At 45.1% G+C, this 18,976-nt stretch carries 13 protein-coding genes; 3 read left to right on the top strand and 10 right to left on the bottom strand.

Translation table 11 applies throughout. From position 1 onward, the window contains the following. Positions 1-11: 11 nt before the first annotated feature. The 7 genes from ACOJR9_RS03500 to phoB form a co-directional block, all read right to left on the bottom strand. Positions 12-770, bottom strand: a complete 759-nt coding sequence (locus tag ACOJR9_RS03500; protein ID WP_420935005.1) for a DUF3450 domain-containing protein — start codon at positions 768-770, stop codon at positions 12-14. A gap of 140 nt (positions 771-910) precedes the next feature. Further along, positions 911-3,661, bottom strand: coding sequence for a TonB-dependent receptor domain-containing protein (locus tag ACOJR9_RS03495; RefSeq protein ID WP_420935004.1), 2,751 nt, complete (start codon positions 3,659-3,661; stop codon positions 911-913). Positions 3,662-3,755: 94 nt separating this feature from the next. Then, positions 3,756-7,838, bottom strand: a complete 4,083-nt coding sequence (locus tag ACOJR9_RS03490) for a hypothetical protein (protein ID WP_420935003.1) — start codon at positions 7,836-7,838, stop codon at positions 3,756-3,758. 102 nt (positions 7,839-7,940) lie between these two features. Beyond that, positions 7,941-8,744 carry a prolyl hydroxylase family protein gene (locus ACOJR9_RS03485; protein ID WP_420935002.1) on the bottom strand — a complete coding sequence of 268 codons (804 nt, stop codon included), beginning with the start codon at positions 8,742-8,744 and terminating at the stop codon, positions 7,941-7,943. After that, positions 8,737-9,765 (bottom strand): PstS family phosphate ABC transporter substrate-binding protein, encoded by a 1,029-nt coding sequence (locus tag ACOJR9_RS03480; protein WP_420936033.1) that lies wholly within the window; start codon positions 9,763-9,765, stop codon positions 8,737-8,739. The genes ACOJR9_RS03485 and ACOJR9_RS03480 overlap by 8 nt, the downstream gene beginning before the upstream one ends. Positions 9,766-10,002: 237 nt before the next feature. After that, entirely contained in the window at positions 10,003-11,304 is a 1,302-nt protein-coding gene (gene phoR, locus ACOJR9_RS03475) for a phosphate regulon sensor histidine kinase PhoR (protein ID WP_420936032.1), read from the bottom strand. Positions 11,305-11,373: 69 nt separating this feature from the next. Next, positions 11,374-12,063: a phosphate regulon transcriptional regulator PhoB gene (gene phoB, locus ACOJR9_RS03470; protein ID WP_420935001.1), complete on the bottom strand. Its 690-nt coding sequence runs from the start codon at positions 12,061-12,063 to the stop codon at positions 11,374-11,376. A gap of 220 nt (positions 12,064-12,283) precedes the next feature. On the opposite strand from phoB, the gene ACOJR9_RS03465 reads away from it, so the two are divergent. Together ACOJR9_RS03465 and rdgC are read left to right on the top strand one after the other, a co-directional pair. Continuing rightward, complete coding sequence (locus ACOJR9_RS03465; protein ID WP_420935000.1) at positions 12,284-14,014, top strand: ATP-binding protein; 1,731 nt, start codon at positions 12,284-12,286, stop codon at positions 14,012-14,014. A gap of 133 nt (positions 14,015-14,147) precedes the next feature. Beyond that, positions 14,148-15,059: a recombination-associated protein RdgC gene (gene rdgC, locus ACOJR9_RS03460; RefSeq protein WP_420934999.1), complete on the top strand. Its 912-nt coding sequence runs from the start codon at positions 14,148-14,150 to the stop codon at positions 15,057-15,059. A 34-nt stretch (positions 15,060-15,093) separates the two neighbouring features. Here the strand turns inward: rdgC and ACOJR9_RS03455 are convergent, their stop codons facing one another. Next, positions 15,094-15,681 carry a helix-turn-helix domain-containing protein gene (locus ACOJR9_RS03455; protein ID WP_420934998.1) on the bottom strand — a complete coding sequence of 196 codons (588 nt, stop codon included), beginning with the start codon at positions 15,679-15,681 and terminating at the stop codon, positions 15,094-15,096. Positions 15,682-15,874: 193 nt separating this feature from the next. Between ACOJR9_RS03455 and ACOJR9_RS03450 the strand changes: the two genes are divergently transcribed. Beyond that, complete coding sequence (locus ACOJR9_RS03450; protein ID WP_420934997.1) at positions 15,875-17,047, top strand: benzoate/H(+) symporter BenE family transporter; 1,173 nt, start codon at positions 15,875-15,877, stop codon at positions 17,045-17,047. A 153-nt stretch (positions 17,048-17,200) separates the two neighbouring features. Here ACOJR9_RS03450 and ACOJR9_RS03445 read toward each other — a convergent pair whose 3' ends face one another. Together ACOJR9_RS03445 and ACOJR9_RS03440 are read right to left on the bottom strand one after the other, a co-directional pair. Beyond that, positions 17,201-18,037, bottom strand: a complete 837-nt coding sequence (locus tag ACOJR9_RS03445; RefSeq protein ID WP_420934996.1) for an HDOD domain-containing protein — start codon at positions 18,035-18,037, stop codon at positions 17,201-17,203. A gap of 421 nt (positions 18,038-18,458) precedes the next feature. Further along, a complete protein-coding gene (locus ACOJR9_RS03440) occupies positions 18,459-18,830 on the bottom strand; it encodes a histidine triad nucleotide-binding protein (protein ID WP_420934995.1) in 372 nt (123 codons plus the stop codon). Positions 18,831-18,976 lie beyond the last annotated feature (146 nt).

Genomic DNA, 18,976 nt, shown 5'->3' with positions numbered 1-18,976 from the left:
TCATCAACCTCTTAGTCTGTAATTGCTACTGGCAGCATTAGCAAGTCTGGGGCAAGCTGTTTCTTCGCCATGCGCAGACCTTTTGTGATTTGTGTACGGTAGCTGCTATCAAGCTCTTCCCACTGACGGGTTTGCTTGTTCCACACGCCCTGCATGCTCGCGTCGCGTGTTTGATAAATAAGTGCAGTGCGACCAAGTCGTAAAAACTCTACGTCACGTTCTTGACCGCTAATTGAATGAAGGCCGCTGTACGACTCCATCGTGCGACCGTAGTCCATTTCAACTTGGAATGCTTCCATTACACGACGGAATTTTTCAGACGCCGCAACATCCGCTCTGTCCATCATGGCACGTAAATCAGCTACGCGGTTAGCGCGCTCTTCTGGAAGAAACGGCATGTCTAGCTCGATAAATTGCGACAGACCATCAATCATGCGCATCATCAAAGGCGTGATTTGACGCTCAACCACAGACACTTCATCGATTGCTGCATTCAAATCATCCATTTCTTGGTTTTGACTGTTAATTTGCTTACGAAGCTGAGTGTTATAAACCTCTAGGCCTTCGATTTCTTTCATTAACGTTTTGAACTGTTGAAGTTTGCTGTCAATTTGATCGGTGATTCCGTTTATCTTTTCCTGCGATTTTGCCGCAGATTCGTTTATTTTCGCTGCCTCATCGACAACGGGTTTTAAGACTTCATCGTCTTGTGCATGCACTGATGTTGCTGTAAGCACACCTGCAACAAGTAAGGCGTTGATAAGCTTCATACGTTCAAACCTTTCAAATTAAAAGAGATCGGAGATTTCCGACTATAAAATCAGCGGGTAGGATAGGAGTTTTCCGTGACAGTTTTATTACAAAAGAATGTAAGTGTCATAAAAAAGGGGCTTGCGCCCCTTCAGAAATATTAGAACTCGTAGGTGTATCGCACACTTACGTCAACGCCCTCTTGCTGGCGAAATATTGGTAGATTTTCTTGCAATACTTCCTTTTGCTCGTCAAATATATTTCGCACTGCCAAGCGTATTTGAGAGTTAAAATCTGGGAAGTACGTGTAAGTTAGATCCAACGAGTGGAAGGTTTCTTCCTCAGCATCTGCGTTGCCACGTGTGCCCGGAACGATAATTCGCGGACCAAACGCGTTATACGCAAGTGTCGCCGTGTGTTCACCGTTATCAGAATCCCATCCAAGTTGTAAATTCACAACCCACTCACTGTGACCCACTAAGCGACGCTCATTGTTGGTAACAATGTTAGACGCGCTTGTTGCGTCTAGCGCGTCAAGTACTTGGCTTTCAAACAACGTAATTTCGTCGTCATCAATCGCACCAATAGTCACGTTGGAATCTGACAGCGTAAAGTTTCCAGATAAGAAGAAGTTATCAAACGTCTCTCCAATCACATTTAAGCCTTGAAGAAAATCAACTTCAACACCGTACAACTCACCCTGTTGCGCATTCGCTGTAAGCAAGTTAGGTGCTGCTCCACCGACTGTTCCTAACTCGATGAGTTCGATAGGGTTAGTGATATCTTTGTAGAACAATGCTACAGATAAGTTATCACCGCCGTCTCGATACCACTCCCAACGTAAATCGGCGTTGTCCAGCTTCGAGCTTTGTAACAAAGGCGAACCACGGACTAAGAACTGCGTTATCGGATCGATAAAGAAACTCGAACTTACATCACGCATATCTGGACGGATCGCAGATTGGCTGATGTTGAAACGGAGCTGCATTTCATCGTCAAGAATGTAGGTTAAACCCAGCGCTGGGAAAAAATCATCTTCTTGGAAAGTAAAGTCGATTAAATCTTCAACAGACTCGGAAAACTGATTCGAATGTGCAGTAAATGGAACAGAAACCTGACGAAAATCCTCGTAACGGAAACCACCACTGATACGCCATTTCTGATCGATAAACGCGTCTGCCATAAGATAATAAGCATCTAGCTTCATACCTGCAGAATAGTCGTCGCCATCAGCCATACCAGACAAAAACAGCCCCTGGCCTGAACCGCTGCGGTAGAAGTCTGGATTATTAATGCGCTCCGGGGAAAATATCTCGTCAATTCTATCACCCCGCGATAACTCTTGGTCTAATGAGCGATGAGTCACCTCAATGGGAATGTTTGCTGCTTTGCGTCCTTTATTGTAAAAGTCGGCACCCGCTTTAAGATCGATTTCAGCACTTCCAACGGTAAACGGATAACTTCCCGCCCAACCCCAGTTATCAGCAACATCTCTAAGATCCTGCCATTCAAGATTGACACTGGTAGCCGATACGTTTTGTAGCTGTTTTTGTACGACGTTTCCGTCTTCAATGCTCAGCTCAAAAATTAAGTCGAGGTTACCAGGTGAGTATCGACGTGCACGGCTAGTACCCACGTACCAGTCAAACGTGGCAAAGTTATACTCAGGGAAGGTATGTTCGCCTTTCAACTGTGTTGAAGACATGCGACGTTCTTCATAGACAATATCTACGCGCTCGAATTCTCTTACACCGGCAACAGTTTCGTTTACGTCGGTAAAATCACGCTGTCTCAAACGGTCGCTCATATCATGAAGCAACACGTTATTTAACGAGAACCTATGGTTATTGCTATATTCATAACCGAAGTTGAGCATGCCACTCCACGTGACTGCTTGCTCAGTCTGCACGCCGTCAAAGAACTGTGCAAAACACTTGGTTCCGCTCACTTGTTCCTCGGGTAACTCAGAACACCCAACGGTTCCCATATTGGCACCGATAGTTTGATCCTTTACATTCCATTCATTGCGATAGAAAACCGATGACAGAAAGCCAAACTTGCCGTATTCAGTCTCATAGGAATTACCTAATGTTGCACGGGCTGTGGTATCGGGATCAACACTGATTTGGTCCGGACCAATATCCCAGTTGATGTCGGACAGCATTTGCTGACGGTCTTCTAAAGTTACAGGAAACGACAAGCTTCCTTCAATACCAGCGCTTGACTGCGCAGCATCTAGACGGCTGCTAATGCTTGTTGGTAGCGCGCGAGTTCCATCATCACGCCCAGTCCAATCATCGCTTCCACCGTCGTAAAAAAAGCCATCGTCAAAGTTATTTGTATTGGTACCAAAACCACCAGAGAGCCTGAATATAAACTCCGATGGGATTGATTTGGTACGAATATCAACGTTACCACCACCAAAGTGTGCAGGCATGTCAGGAGAAAATGATTTCTGTACACTTAAGCTTTCGATTATATCCGAAGGAAATAGATCGAGAGGTACTACTGACCTTGTGGGGTCGGGGCTTGGCACGTACATCCCGTTTAGCTGTGTGCTTGAATATCGCTCACCTAAACCGCGAATGTAAATGAATTTGCCATCTACCAGCGTCAAACCTGTCACACGTCGAAGTGCAGCACCAGCATCGCCATCACCCGTACGGGCTATCTGCTCAGCACCCAGGATATCGGCAACAAACGCTTGGTTTTTACGCTCTTGCATCACAGCAGTAGCGGTGCCTTTGAGGCGCGAAGCCGTTGCTACAACTTCTTCTATAACTTCGTCTTCAGATGCTTCAGCTTCCTGAGCTAGTGCAAGAGACGGTGCGGTTGTGCCAAACGCTAAGGCGGCGCAAACTGCCATACCAAGGCGAGACGGCCTCGATAAAAAGCGGGAAATATCACTCATTATTAAACTCCGAAAATCTAGAACAACACGTGCTTTAACGCATAAAACGTGGCGCTCTTATAGAGCGCCACATTGCGTTGTGCGATTGATGTGACTATTCCAGACCTACCGTAACCCACCCTTCAGTCCAGTCGTTTTCTTCGCCTACCGCGCCAACAAAGTCAACACTGTCGAAAAAGCTGTTGATTTCTTGAACGTCAGTAGCGCCTTCTAGAAGAACCGAACCTGCAGCAGGCTGGTAGCCGTTTGTGGCTAGTCCAAGACCATCTGGAGCAACAACTCTGTTTGACGCTTCACCTGTGAACCAGTCACGAGCGAAATCTGAATCAAAGTTGTTCGCCTCAGAGCAAGCCACTATAGAACTTTCCATTGACAGAGTGCCGTTAGTCGCTAGTGCTTGAGATTCTGCGCCGTTCACACGAAGGCAGTTAGTATAGTTCTCAGGGCCAGTTACCAGCACGTTATAAAGTGAACCTGCAGTACCTGCGCGTAGACGAACACCATTGTTTGTATTGTCACCGATAACAGTTAGGTTAGCCACTGTGGGATTAGTCAACGGTCTTGCAGCAGCATCAAACTCACTGTTATCCGCTTCAATACCGTTGTCACCAGCAGCTTCGTCTTGCTTGATAAGAACGAATTGGATGTTGCCATTCCAGCCAAAAGACCAATCAAGGCTATCATCGCCGTTTGCAGTTAATACTACGTGCTTAACGCTTACTGTGCCGCCGAAGAACTCAAGACCATCGTCTAGGTTTTTGTGAACCTGGATGTAATCTATTGCAGTACCAGAACCTACGCCCGCTAGCGTGATGCCGTTAAGCTCATCGCCATTACCTAGTGTACGTCCAGCGTGCTTCACTACAACGTAGTTAATCGTACCTGAATTATCGTCAGCAACGTTGCCACCAAACTGACCAGCATCACCTTCTGCGGCAACACCACAGTTAGCCAGTTCATCTGGCGTAGTGTCACCCACTTGGTCGCCGCAACTGTTAGCCGGTGCACGACCTAGCACAACTAAGCCGCCCCACTGACCAATGTCAGTCTCTTGACCGGTAACATCTTGGATAGAAGTCATAACGATAGGTGCAGCAGCTGTACCTAACGCCTGAATTTTAGATCCGCGACGAACCACTAAGAAGTCTTCACCTGCTTGACCGATAATCGTTGTGCCTTGCTCAATCCAAAGGGTGGCAGGGTCAACGTTATCGTTACCCACTGCAGTACGACCGTTCAAAACCCAGTGTGCATCATTAGTGAGTGTAACGTCGGCAGTGAACGTACTGTCAGCGTCAAGCAAATAAACTGGCTTGTCGGTGATTTGCGGAAAATCAGCCGAAACATCAGTCGCCAAACCTTGGTCAAAAGCGTTTTGAAGGTTGGTTGGGAAGTTACCTGGTAAGAATGCCCAGCCTGCTGTCCAATCGTTTTCGCCGTCAAACGCACCTTGGTAGTCAGTAGGCACAAAGAAACCATTCGTTTCAGAAAGGTCAAGACCCGTGCCTAGCAGTGGAGAGCCATCAAGTGGCGTTCTGCCGTCTACGCTAAGGCGCAGTGCATTCGCTGTGCTTACCGTGTTGCTGTTTTGGCCAGTAAACCAGTTGCGAGTAAAGTCATTGCCAAAGTTCGTTGCTTCAGTACATGCAACTGTTGAGTGCGTCATTGTTAGGTCGCCAGATGTAGCAAGCGCCTCTGACTCTGCACCGTTAACACGTAAGCAGTTTTGATAACCTTCAGGACCGGTTACCACTAAGTTGTGAATTTTACCTGCGGTACCCGCACGTAGACGTACACCGTTGTTTGTGTTGTCACCAACAATGGTCATATTTGCGATAGTTGGGTTAGTAAGAGGGCGTGCGCCTGCATCAAATTCGCTGTTATCAGCTTCTATGCCATTGTCGCCTGCTTCTTCGTTCTGACGAACGTAGATAAACTGTGCGTTCCCTGTCCAACCGAAAGACCAATCTAAGCTATCATCGCCATTATCTGTTAATACCACATAACGAACGCTGACCGTGCCGCCAAAGAACTCTAGGCCGTCGTCTAGGTTTTTGTGTACTTGAATGTGGCTTACATTAGTACTAGAACCTACACCCGCAAGCGTAATACCGTTAAGCTCGTCACCGTTCCCCAGCGTACGTCCAGCGTGTTTCACGACAACGTATTGAATAGTACCTGAGTCATCAGTAGGGTTATCGCCACCAAATTGACCTGCATCGCCTTCGGCAGCTACACCGCAGCTTGCGAGCTCTTCAGGTGTTGTTTCGCCTACTTGATCACCACAGCTGTTTGCTGGTGCACGACCTAGTACCACCAAACCTCCCCATTGACCTATATCCGTCTCTTGCCCAGTCACATCCTGGATCGAGGTCATGATGATTGGCGCATTTTCCAAACCCAGCGCTTCAATTTTAGAGCCGCGACGCACGACAAGGAAATCTTCACCAGCACGACCAATAATAGTAGTACCATTTTCGATAAATAATGTTGCACTATCGACGTTATCACCACCCACGGCCGTGCGGCCACTTAGTACCCAGTGAGCATCGTTGGTTAAGGTAACATCTGATGTAAATGTCGTGTCAGCGTCTAATAAATAAACAGGCTTATCGGTAATTTGTGGATACTGTCCAGATGCATCGATTGCGAGTCCTTGCTCAAACGCATTTTGTACATCTGTTGGGAAACCACCGTTAACGCCGACGGTCCAACCGGTCATCCAGTTGCTTTGACCGTCAAATGCACCGACGTATTGGGCATTTTCTAGCTGCGTGTCTATATCGCGTGGGTCAACACCGCTGGTTAGCAGTACAGAACCTGGCAAAGGTGCGTAACCGTTTGCAGCAAGATCTAGCTGCGCAGTAGGAAGCACTTGGTTGCCTTCTTGCGCTAAGAACCACTCTTGGGTTGATACGCCGCCAATATTATCAGATGTAAACTGCTCAGCATCGTCTGCACAAGAAATAATACTGCCAGTGATAGCCAGCTCGCCACTTTCGGCGTTTGCTACGCTTTCGTCGCCATTTATACGAAGACAATTGTTGTACCCTTCAGGGCCAACAACAAGAAGGTTACTGATGAGACCTGCTGTACCAGCGCGCAGACGTACACCATTCGTATCAGCTGCACCAACAATCGTCACGTTAGATACCCGTGGCTTGGTTAATGGACGCGCCGCTGCGTCAAATTCGCTGTTATCTGCTTCGATAGCATTATCACCCGCGTTCGCATCTTGTTGAATATAAACGTATTGCGCATGACCTGTCCAACCGAACGACCAATCTAGGCTGTCATCACCGTTAGCAGTAAGCACAACGTGGCTAACGTTAACCGTGCCACCGAAGAACTCAAGACCATCGTCAAGATTTTGGTGTACTTGAATATATTCCACTGTGGTCTCAGAGCCTACACCCGCAAGCGTGATACCGTTAAGTTCATCACCATTACCTAGTGTACGACCAGCGTGCTTCACGACAACATAGCGAATTGAACCAGAGTCGTCGTCAGCAATGTTGCCGCCAAACTGACCTGCGTCACCTTCTGCAGCTACACCACAGTTCGCTAATTCATCTTCTGTGGTTTCGCCAACCTGATCGCCGCAGCTATTAGCAGGAGCACGACCAAGAACCACTAAGCCGCCCCATTGACCGATATCCGTTTCTTGGCCCGTTACATCTTGAATTGAAGTCATCACGATAGGCGCATCAGCGCGGCCTTCAGCTTCAATTTGTGAACCACGACGTACTACTAAGAAATCTTCACCCGATTCACCGATAATAGTGGTGCCTGCTTCAATAGTAAGCACTGCAGAATCTACATTATCGCCGCCTATTGCCGTACGACCTTGTAAAATCCAGTGTGCATCAGCGGTAAAAGTAACGTCTTCTACAAAGGTAGTTCCGTCATTAACACGATAAACTGGCTTATCGGTAATTGAAGGGAACTCTGCAGAAACATCTGTTGCCAAACCTTGTGTGAACGGATTGTTCGCATCAGTTGGAGTCGGTGTTGGCGTAGGTGTCGGAGTAGGCGTTGGGGCTGGATTGTTAACAACAGAAGAGTTATCTGAGTTGTCGATAACGTCGCCTTCGCTAATATTGATGTCACCACCACAACCAGCCAACACAAGTGCTGCTGCTACTGCAGAAATTTTGAAGCTTTGCTTGATAAACATTAATTTCTCCGCTGGAAATAAGATCTTGTACTAATCAGCGGAGAAGACTACATAACATTAATGACACTTTTGTTACATTGTGACAGTGTAATAAAAGGTTCATTATTTATTTGGTACGCGACACCATTGCGTAATAACGACTTTTTCGCCGATGTGGACAGGGTGTGCTTGGTGAAGACTGAGAGGATTTGTGCTGCCGTCTTCATTGAGATTATTCCACACCAACACATCCCCTTCAGAGGGCGAGAACCGCTTACCTAAATGCAAAAACTCTGTTTCACCGCCATGCGGAACAGAATTAAGATAGACCATACACGTCCAACTGCGCTGCCCACGATTACCAGCAAACTTACTATATTCAGAAGAGCCCGGCTCAAAGTAATCAGTGTGCTGTTTAAATTCCTGACCTCTATCGTAGTGTTGGGCCTGAATAGGTTCGGACGTATCGTGGACAATTCCCATCAGTGATTTTAAACGTTCGCTTAAACGTTCAGCCAAACCTTTTTCAATGCTTGCAAAGTCGCATGTTTTTGATGTGCGATAGGTCTGGAGTTTATTACTGCCTACTGTGGTGATAGTTGATGGCCTAAGTGCTTTCTTAATGCTGCCGACAGCATCCTTACATAGCGCTGAATCAAAAAAGCGAGAGAGCCTGTAAACACAAAAATCGCTATCGCCAAACATTTCAACTTCAATGGTATCATCGCCGATAAAAGCTGGCTGTGGTATTAACACCTTATGTCTAATTGCCAGTTGCTCTATTTGTTCTAGCGATAGATTTGCCCCCAATAAAGGAATAATTTCATCGTGAACGAATCCATGCTTTATTAGGGTTAAATACAGTTTTTTGCCGCTCACGCCTTTCAGCGTATTTTCCAACACCCATCGTTTCCATGTGTTATTCACTAACAACTCCAACGCTTTGTACATTTCCCTCCAACAGACGACGCTGTCGCAACAAAACATCTTCGCGAATGGGAAAGTATCCATCACGGATAACTTGGTTTTGTCCTTGCCGCGATAAAATATAGCGGATAAATTCTCGCTCAAGGGTAGGCAATGGCTCACCCGGTTTTTTATTGACCACCAGATAAAGAAAACGCGCGAAAGGATAGCTCTCATCTCGCACAGTATCTATAGATAGTGGGATTAGGCTATCTAAACTTTCACCTAACGCTAGCGCCCTCACTCCTGCGGTTTTATAACCATAGGCTGCATAGCCAATAGCGCCCGTTCCACTTGCAACTGAAAGCACAACCGATGCCGACCCCGGCTGTTCATTCACCGTATTTTTAAAATCGCCATCGCATAAAGCTGTCACTTTAAATAACCCGTAGGTACCTGATACCGAGTTGCGCCCGTAGAGCCGAATTGGTGAACGATACCCAGTGTCATCCACGCCTAGTTGTGACCAGCGGCTTATTTGCTCTTCTGCACCGCAATATAAGGTTTGAGAAAAAATGGCGTCAACGTTTTCTAACGTCATACCTTGAAGCGGGTTTCGTCTATCCACGAAAATAGCGATGGCATCCATAGCCACTTTTAACACCGTGGGTGGATACCCGTGAACATTAATAAAGTCTCTAATTTCACTGGGCTTCAGCGCCCTACTCATTGGCCCGACAGTAGCTGTGCCTTCAATAAGCGCGGGCGGCGCGGTTGATGAGCCGGAGGCCTGAATTTGAAAACCTACCTGAGGATACAGAGTTTTGAACTCTTGAGACCAGAAAGTCATCAAGTTGGCAAGCGTGTCGGACCCCACCGACGACAGTTTTCCGGCAACGCCAGGCACTCGCTCGTAATTGGGTACAGATGACGTTCTTAGTGCTACTGATGCGCTGGTATCTTCTGCGGATAGATTGTTCAAAGCGTCTTGTGCCGTATCTGACGTGTTAAAAGAGTCGACACTAGGAGGTGCATTATTCATCTTTGCGCCGCTAGTTTGTGAAAGTGCAGCGTGCATGCTAACCGTTTGCGAGCCATTAACTTGAGAAAAAGTAGCCTGCGAAAAAATAGCGATTGAAAACGCTATTACTGAAGTAACTGTATGTGCGGATCGCATTACCCTCATTTTCCCACCTTTAATTATCCACCTCTATCTGCATACTTTTATAATATGGCTCTTATGTTCTCGCATTTTTTCACCAACGTCATGAGCTAGTGATTACGATTGTTCGGCTATAAGTTCGTTATCTAACACAAATGAAAAATGGCTCCCCTTTCCAATCTCACTCGTTATCTCAAGAGAGGAATTATGATGGCTGAGCACGTGTTTCACAATAGACAGCCCGAGCCCAGAACCACCCGTTTTTCTTGAGCGGGCTTTATCAACTCGATAAAAACGCTCGGTAAGTCGATTTAAATGGGTTGGCTCAATGCCATCGCCATTATCAATAACAGAGAACTGAGCGCCGCCAGACTCACGACTCCAATAAACGTTAATTTCACCGCCTGGTGGTGTGTAATGAACGGCATTGAATACTAAATTAGAACAGGCACTGCGTAACTCTGTTTCCACGCCATACACTGACAAGTCATTTTCGATGTGAAATTTGATTGTATGATGCTTTTCTTTATTTAGCGCCTGAGCTTCCCGCTCTATTAATGCAAGCATAGAACTAAAATTGACGACGTTTTCATAAATCCTTTCTGAACTGGCTTCTATTCGAGAAAGCACTAGAAGATCTTCTATCAGATTTTGCATTCGATGAGTTTGGGTTTCCATCTCACGCATTGCTTTTTTCATGAAAGGATTAGTATCGTCACTTTCCGTCATAATCTCTAAGTAACCATTAATCACCGTTAATGGGGTGCGAAGTTCGTGGGAAACATTAGCCACAAAGTCTTTTCGCATGGCCTCTAACTGGGATACGCGAGTAATATCTCGGGCAATGAGCAGTAAATGCTCTCCACCATATGGCATAATTCGATATTCGAAGGTTTTATTGGCATTGGTAGGCGACGGTACTTCTATGGGGTATTTATAATTTCCCGCGTGAAAATATTGGATAAACTCTGGGTGTCTAATTAAATTATCTAGCCGACGCCCTGCGTCTTTCGGCCACTTCAAACCAAGTTCGAGTCTTGCTAAGCGGTTACACCATAATATACACGCTTTAGAGTCAACAACCACGGCAGCATCAGGCAATGCCTCTGACCCTTCCCTAAAGCGCTTTACCAGTTCTCCAAGCTCTTTTCGCTTATTGCGATTTCTGCGCTGTAAATAGTAAATCCCCTCATAAATATGCTCCCAAACGCCACGCACTGTGGGGGGAGACATTTTTCGGCTATGCCACAACCAACGATTTAATTTGTACAGATGCCAGTAGTTAAATAGTAGAAGAATGACGGCGCCAAAGGCCACAGCAAATATCATATCGTTAATTAACCATCCTCCAATGGCAAACGCCACCAAGAATAATAATAAACGAACCGTACTCCTGAACCATGAGAAGGGATAATACATAGTGGAACTCGTGTTACAGACATTGACGGACACATCGGCGCTAGCCCAATGTGTCCCTAGCATGGTGCGTTAGGCCCTACCTGAAAAGCGGTATCCGGCACCTCGAACGGTTTGAATCATAGCATCATGACCATGGCTGGAGATAGCTTTGCGCAACCGTCGAATATGTACATCCACCGTCCTATCTTCAACATACACATTAGTACCCCACACATTGTCGAGCAGTAACTCTCGACTGTACACGCGCTCTGGGTGCGTCATGAAAAAGTGCAGTAGTTTAAACTCTGTTGGCCCCATATCTAGTGGCTCGTCGTTTGCTGTAACGCGGTGAGAAACCGGCTCCAGCTTTAGGCCGTTAAACTCAATAGGCTCTTCGTTTGAGGTTGGCGTTACGCGTCGCATAACAGCCTTAATGCGGGCAACCAATTCTTTAGGGGAAAATGGTTTAGTAATATAGTCGTCTGCACCGGCGTCTAAACCACGAATTTTATCCTCTTCTTCGCCTCTTGCGGTAAGCATTATAACCGGAATATCTCTTGTGAACTCATGCTGCTTGAGGCTTTTAGCCAGCTGCACGCCGCTTCCACCGGGTAACATCCAGTCAAGCAATATAAGATCAGGATATGGCTCACACACTCTCTCTTTGGCAATATCAAAATCTTCTGCTTCAATTACATTGAAACCAGACTGCTCTAGAACGAATTTTAGCATTTCACGAATAGGGGCTTCATCTTCAACCACCAATATTGTGCGAGACATGTTTGTTTTCCTAGTCATTTCTAATTTTTCGCTATTATTAATGTGGTCTGTGACAGTTTTATTAAAGTCATTACAATTATGTGTCAAGTTTTGCATATATTCTACTCAGTACATAGTTTGAACACATAATCTTGTTAATTAATAGAAATTTGCATATTCTTACGAGGCAAAAAGTACATAGAGCGACACGACTCGATTTTAGACAGGGGCAAGTTTATCGATGGCTGCGGTTAAAACAGGGTTATCAAGGAAGCTCTTAACAAGAGTACTTTCAGTCTATTTTGCGCTTACACTCATTGTGACGGTGGGCCAAATATTCACCGAATATCTCAGCACAAAGAACCACGTTGAAGAAGAACTCCAAACCTTAAAAAATACGTTTTCTTCTAGCTTAACGCGCGCCATGTGGGAAATTAACGACGACCAAGTTAGAGCCATTGCCGAGGGCCTAATGTCCATTCCCATTGTAGAGGGTTTGCAGGTACGTGGTGAAAACGGCAACTTTATTACTGAGCAGGGTATACGAAGAAGTCGCTCACCCAACCCAGTGGAACGAGAGGTTATTGAAGACCATTCCGGTGGCGTATTTAGTTATAGCTTTCCCCTCGTGTTTAAATTCGCTGGCAGAGAATCTACCGTTGGCGATGTCACTTTGTACTCTAGTTTCGACACTATTTTCAGTCGAATCGAGGTCGGTGTATTTTTCCTTATTGGCAACGCCATTGTGAAAACCACTTTTCTTGTCTTTCTTTTTATGACCGCGTTTCGCACCATGTTGTCTGAACCTCTGCAAAATATTACTGAGCAGATGGGCATGTTCGACCCTGAACATCCAGAGGAGAGTAAACTGAATCTCGAAGTTAAAGACGACAACGAATTACTGCAATTAAGAGACTCGTACAACGGCGTCATTGATGACTTAATTGCCTCAAACCATAAGCTGAAAAGCGCCCAGGACGAACTCACTGCTGCAAATTCAAAACTGGATAACCAAAATCTGGTTCTCGAACAGGAAGTAGCGAAAAAGACGGCATCTTTGTCACAAATCATGCTGGACCTGGAGCAACAAAAAGATGAACTTATTGCCCACCAGCGAGAGTTACGTCAAGAGAATAAAAATCGACAGTACATTGAAAGCGAACTTCGCAAGAAAAACGACGAACTTGCCGGGTCAATGCAAACGCTGCATCAAGCGCAGCAACAATTGGTTGAATCAGAGAGAATGGCTTCGCTAGGTGGCCTTGTTGCAGGCATTACTCACGATATCAACACTCCATTAGGTGTTAGCGTTACTGCGGCAAGCTTTTTACAAGAACGACTAATTAACCTCAAGCAAGACTTTGAAGACACCAGTTTAACAAGCAAAAGTATGGCAAGTTTTATTGACGAGGCGGATCAGACTGCTAAGCTATTACTTAGCAATCTCGGTAGAGCATCCGATTTGATCGCCAGCTTTAAGCAAGTCGCCGTTGACCAAACCAGCGAAAATGAACGAGATTTTGACCTTGGCGAATATATTGAAGAAGTACTTCAATCCCTTAAATCCGGATACAAACAAACAAAACATAATATTACAGTAACATGCCCCTCTAATTTAGTGGTTACCTGCGCACCTGGTGCCATCGCACAAATTGTTACCAATCTTATCGTAAATTCCCTCAATCATGCGTTTGAAGACAAAGCAATTGGAAACATCAACTTAACTGTAGAAGCAGTTGATGGACAAGTCGTAATGCACTTCGAAGATGATGGTAAAGGCTTAACAAAAGACGAGCTTTCGCAACTATTTGATGCATTCTTTACCACTAAACGAAGCTCTGGCGGCAGTGGGTTGGGCACACATATTGTGTATAACCTCGTCACTCAATCGTTAAATGGGAAAATTGATGCGCAAAGCGAACCTGGCAAAGGTCTTTGCTATACAATAATGTTTCCAATCAATCAGCACTAGCACGTAATAACGTTTCCTGCACCTTACCGTTACTAGGTTTGATCATTACTAAACATCTGCGCATTTCCAATTGCGCGGTGCCGCGTAGGTTGTTACGCTTGCGACCTAATTTTTGACTGAGATATTCCCTTTTATGTGGTTTAAAAATATAAAAGCGTTTCAATTAACACAGCCACTGTCGTTAGATGATGACGACCTAGAGCGCATGCTTAGCGAGCATGCTTTTAGACCTTGCGGCAGCCAAGATATGGCAACGATGGGATTTGCTTCACCCTTTTCGCAAGCAGGCAAGTCGGGCACCATGTTTCACTGTGTTCAGCAGCGCTATTGGATAACATTAAAAAAACAGGAAAAGATTTTACCTGCAGCAGTAATCAATGCTGAACTTGAAGAAATGGTTGCCAAGATAGAAATGGAAACTGGCGCTGCGGTTGGCAAAAAAGCCAAAACAGATTTAAAGCAAGAAATTCAAACGCGCCTATTACCGCAGGCCTTCACCAAGAACAGTTATACCCATGGCTTTATATCGTTACCAGATAACTTAGTCGTGGTTGATGCATCCTCTGATGGCAAAGCCGAGGCGTTTCTTGCCATGGTGAGGAAGGCCATTGGTTCATTACCTGTAGTGCCATTTACCCGCCATAGCTTGCAAAGCGAATTAACTCATTGGGTAACAGACGCGACACCAGATAACATCGACTTACTTGAAGAGGCAGAATTGAAATCTGCTGACGACACAGGCAGTGTCATTCGATGCAAAAACCAACCTCTTGATAGCGACGAAATTAGTCTGCATTTATCTGCGGGTAAGCTGGTCCAAAAGGTTGCGTTTGAATATGCTGAAAGCCTGTCAGCAATAATGTGTGAAGATGGTGCAGTAAAGCGTATTAAATTTACCGACCGCATTAAAGAAGAAACTGAAGACGTTCCAAAAGATCAAGTTGAAGCTCGCTTGGACGCAGAATTTGCCCTGATGTCAGCAGAAATTACCACACTGTTAACGTTCCTTCGAAATATATTAAAACTTAATGACAACGACCTGTAGTTTTCATTAAGGCCTGAGTACCCCCAAAAGCCGTTTATTGGGGGTAATGTATTATTGCTATAAATCGAGTTTTTCCAGCATCATCTCGGTAAGCATGGGGCTGATCTGCAGCTAATACGCATTGCTCCCCTGCTTTTAGCGCTTCCCACTGACCATTTTGCATCACACTTAGCACACCGGACAGAACATGAATACGCTCTGTTACACCTGTTTGGTGGGCTGTGGAGTGTTGCTCGTGGTGTTGTGATAATACCAATTCAAATACCTCAAATGACGTTAGCGGATCAAAGGGGAATAAGGTGACAACCTGCATATTAGGGTCGGCTATCAACTCAACCTGTGGTTGTGGGGCGCTGTCTTCTTGTTTGTTTTCTTGGCGTTTTTCTTGTGTTGTTGTAGAACTACCTAAGAACGAAGAAAAAGAGCACTGCAGCCCAGTGGCAATTTTCCACAGCGTGGCAATGGTTGGGCTCGACTCCCCTCTTTCTATTTGCCCTAACATTGCTTTTGATACGCCGGTTAATTGAGACGCACTATCGAGTGATAGCTTTATTTCGCCCCTAATCCGTCGTAAATTTTGCGCGACGTTATGGGTAATTTTGTTTCCTCCGTCTTCCAACATACCTGGCCTTATTGTCAATTAATTAGAAAAACCTCGTAGCTCAGTATACGCTACTTTTACACTTGTGCGCTATAACGCACAAGTGCTACTCTTACTTCACTTTAAATGTGCGTTATAACGCACGACATATTCAGTAACGGTGCTTACTTTTCAAAATAAAAATAGTAGCCACGTTTAAACAAAGGCATATACGATGAGAGGATTTTCTATACAGCATATTAGTGCAGGTGTAACCGCTGTTATTGTTGGCTACAGCAGTGCCGTTGTTATTGTTATTGACGTAGCAAAACGCGCCGGTGCGTCAGACGCTATGGTAGTGAGTTGGCTGCTTGCCTTAGGGCTTGGAATGGGATTAACCTGCATTGCCTTTTCATGGCTTACAAAAGTACCTGTTGTCACTGCTTGGTCTACACCAGGCGCCGCATTTTTACTAACTACCATTGAACAATACTCTTACAGCGATGCGCTTGGTGCTTTTATTGTCTGTGCTTTTTTATCACTGATAACTGCGCAAAGCAGACCTCTACTTAAGCAAATTAGCCGCATTCCCCCCGCCATTTCAAGTGCGCTCCTTGCAGGTATTTTACTGCCCTTGTGCCTCGCTATTTTTAATGATGTGAATGAGTTTCCCTATATCGTCGCACTATTTTTATCCGTATACATAGCTGGCAGTCGGTTTTTTCCTCAGAAACTAATGTTGGTGTTACTAGCTCTATCTTTGATAGTGACCGTTTTCATGCATAACCAGGCCAGCAATCCGAGTTACAGTTTCCTGCTCGCTGCTCCTTCCCCTGTATGGGTTACCCCCACATTTTCATGGTCGGCCGCCATGGGCTTAGGGGTGCCTTTATTTATAATTACAACGCTTGCGCAGAACTTACCTGGCATCGCCATTCATCATATCAACGGCTACTTTCCAGACCATAAACCCATACTTTCTGGCATCGCTGTTGTGCAGGGAATACTTGCCCCTTTTGGCGGTTTTACTTTTAATCTTGCCGCGATTACTGCTGCAGTCTGTATGGGAAATGAGGTAGACAAGGATAAGCAGCAACGTTACAAAGCTGCCATAGCTGCTGGAATTGCCTATTTGATAGTCGGTCTCTGTGCATCGGTTATTGTGGCATTATTTGTCAGCATGCCTAAAGTCATCATTCATCTCTTGGCAGGATTGGCTTTACTAGCGACACTTCAGGGGGCGTTTTCCAAAAGTATGGAAACTCAGTCTCATCGGGCACCAGCTCTGTTAACGCTATTGTGCACCGCATCTGGATTCAGTTTGCTTTCTTTACCATCTGCAGTGTGGGGGCTTGGACTTGGGATCGGATTGCTTTTTGTACAAACAAGGAAGGATAAGTCCGCTTAATTCGTTCTTTTTTATTTAGCAGTACAACGCTTCGCTAAATAAAAAGCCAGCACATGTTTGCTCGAAGGCGTTTTCTGCCACAATCACTGTGTGCTGGCTCTCATTCAATTTAACATCACTTCAATAAGGTGCGAGATTTTAAAACCCTTGGCTTTACATAAATATTTGTTTTGCCGAATTTGACAGCTCTGTAAACTCATCGCTATGCAATACACCAATATCGTCTACCACGTTGCGCTGCATTGCTAAATTCAGTACGGCATCTTTTTGACTATCCATCGCGCCAGACAGTGCTGCACCCACGCGAACAAAGTCAATATAGTCGACGTTTTCAGGAATAAAGCTTAGATCTTTCCAATACTGTGAAACGTTAACAAAGGTCTCGCCAAATCCCCATTCTTTCATAATGCTCGCGCCCACCCGACCAGCTAGCTTATCTATCGCTACATCGAGAAACGAGGGGTTAGCAAAGACTTCAGGGTGGCGCTCAGCTTCTGTTAATACAGGAAGCACACCTATGTTGTGAACCAATGCCGCCAGAGTCATAGTATCCAGACTCATCTCACGTTTTTTTGTTCTCGCTACATATAACTGCAACACCGCCATGGAATTCGCAACGATACTTACGGTACTCACCCATTCTTTTTGCAGATAGCGCGTGACGATGTCATTTTTTGACACAAACAGTTGTTCCATGGCTAGCGCTGTAGAAATATTCTTTATTTGGCGCAGACCAATTCTCGTTACGGCTTGGCCTATGGATGTCACTTTGACGCTACGCCCCATGTATGCACTGTTTGCAATTTTAATCATACGGGCGCCTAGTGAAGGGTCCTGACCAATTACATCAGCCATGGCATTTAAATTTATATTAGGATCATCAGCCGCTTTTCTTACTTTTAACGCAATTGCTGGAAGCGTCGGCAGTACAAGCGTGTCATTATTTATTTTTTCAACAAGAATCGTTGAGAGCGCGTTCTGTGTAGACATAGTTCTACCCTTAGACTTTTTTGACTCATTCAAGTCAATCTCTTACTAAATATTAATATCGTTTATGTAGTAAAGCGATTTTTGCTGGAGACATAACCGATAGCCGTGCGTTCGACTTTCATTTTTATACTGCATTACCTCGTATTTTCAGCGAGACATATTTTTGCAAATAGTATAACCACACCATCTTATCGCAGTGTTTCAATTTCGACCAACTAAATATGCAAGTCAATAGGCCACCTATTGCAGTATAGATAATAGACAAAAAATACGTTTTATTTCAAACAATAGAGTGAACGTGAGAAACGGTTGTTCCCTAGTGTAAATTCACATTAGTACTATTTATAAATAACGAAAGACGGTAATTAACTAACGTTAGTCAGCAATGGTTAGGCCAAACTGCCGCTTTCTAGAATGTGCGCTATTCAACGTGCTTTTTCATATCTTCTGTATACGGAGGCCATCCTAACGGTTTCCCAGCCAGCACATGCAGGTGAATATGGTAAACCGTTTGACCACCAAACTCATTGCAGTTCATGACGGTTCTAAAGCCTTGCTCGGCAACGCCTAAATCGCTGGCTACCTTTGCCGCCACTACCGATAAATGACCCACTACTTCCCTGTCGTCAGCAGTGATATCGTTGACTGTGGCAATGGGCTTTTTAGGAATAACAAGAAAATGAACTGGAGCTTGGGGGTTAATATCCTTAAACGCTAAGGCCATGTCATCTTCGTAAAGAATGTCCGCGGGGATGTCTTTATTGATAATTTTGGTAAAAATAGTGTCCGACATACTTATTGCTCCTTTTATTCATACTTCAATTTACTGTGCTTTACGGCATTATGCCTATCTGGCGCAACGCAACCTTTCATGTCTGCCATTTAGTTATTTTTAGCTGGGTCTCTAACTGTTCTTTCTGGATAAAACACGGCATAGAC

It is taken from the genome of Alteromonas ulvae (assembly GCF_048987005.1).
Classification (GTDB): Bacteria; Pseudomonadota; Gammaproteobacteria; order Enterobacterales; family Alteromonadaceae; genus Alteromonas.
The sequence above is the reverse complement of the archived record's forward strand: the minus strand, read 5'-3'. Positions and strand labels throughout refer to the sequence as shown.

Coding starts and splice junctions, on each gene's coding strand:
- ACOJR9_RS03500 (WP_420935005.1), bottom strand. CDS start 770: ATGAAGCTTATCAACGCCTTACTTGTTGCAGGTGTGCTTACAGCAACA.
- ACOJR9_RS03495 (WP_420935004.1), bottom strand. CDS start 3,661: ATGAGTGATATTTCCCGCTTTTTATCGAGGCCGTCTCGCCTTGGTATG.
- ACOJR9_RS03490 (WP_420935003.1), bottom strand. CDS start 7,838: ATGTTTATCAAGCAAAGCTTCAAAATTTCTGCAGTAGCAGCAGCACTT.
- ACOJR9_RS03480 (WP_420936033.1), bottom strand. CDS start 9,765: ATGAATAATGCACCTCCTAGTGTCGACTCTTTTAACACGTCAGATACG.
- phoR (WP_420936032.1), bottom strand. CDS start 11,304: ATGTATTATCCCTTCTCATGGTTCAGGAGTACGGTTCGTTTATTATTA.
- phoB (WP_420935001.1), bottom strand. CDS start 12,063: ATGTCTCGCACAATATTGGTGGTTGAAGATGAAGCCCCTATTCGTGAA.
- ACOJR9_RS03465 (WP_420935000.1), top strand. CDS start 12,284: ATGGCTGCGGTTAAAACAGGGTTATCAAGGAAGCTCTTAACAAGAGTA.
- rdgC (WP_420934999.1), top strand. CDS start 14,148: ATGTGGTTTAAAAATATAAAAGCGTTTCAATTAACACAGCCACTGTCG.
- ACOJR9_RS03455 (WP_420934998.1), bottom strand. CDS start 15,681: ATGTTGGAAGACGGAGGAAACAAAATTACCCATAACGTCGCGCAAAAT.
- ACOJR9_RS03450 (WP_420934997.1), top strand. CDS start 15,875: ATGAGAGGATTTTCTATACAGCATATTAGTGCAGGTGTAACCGCTGTT.
- ACOJR9_RS03445 (WP_420934996.1), bottom strand. CDS start 18,037: ATGTCTACACAGAACGCGCTCTCAACGATTCTTGTTGAAAAAATAAAT.
- ACOJR9_RS03440 (WP_420934995.1), bottom strand. CDS start 18,830: ATGTCGGACACTATTTTTACCAAAATTATCAATAAAGACATCCCCGCG.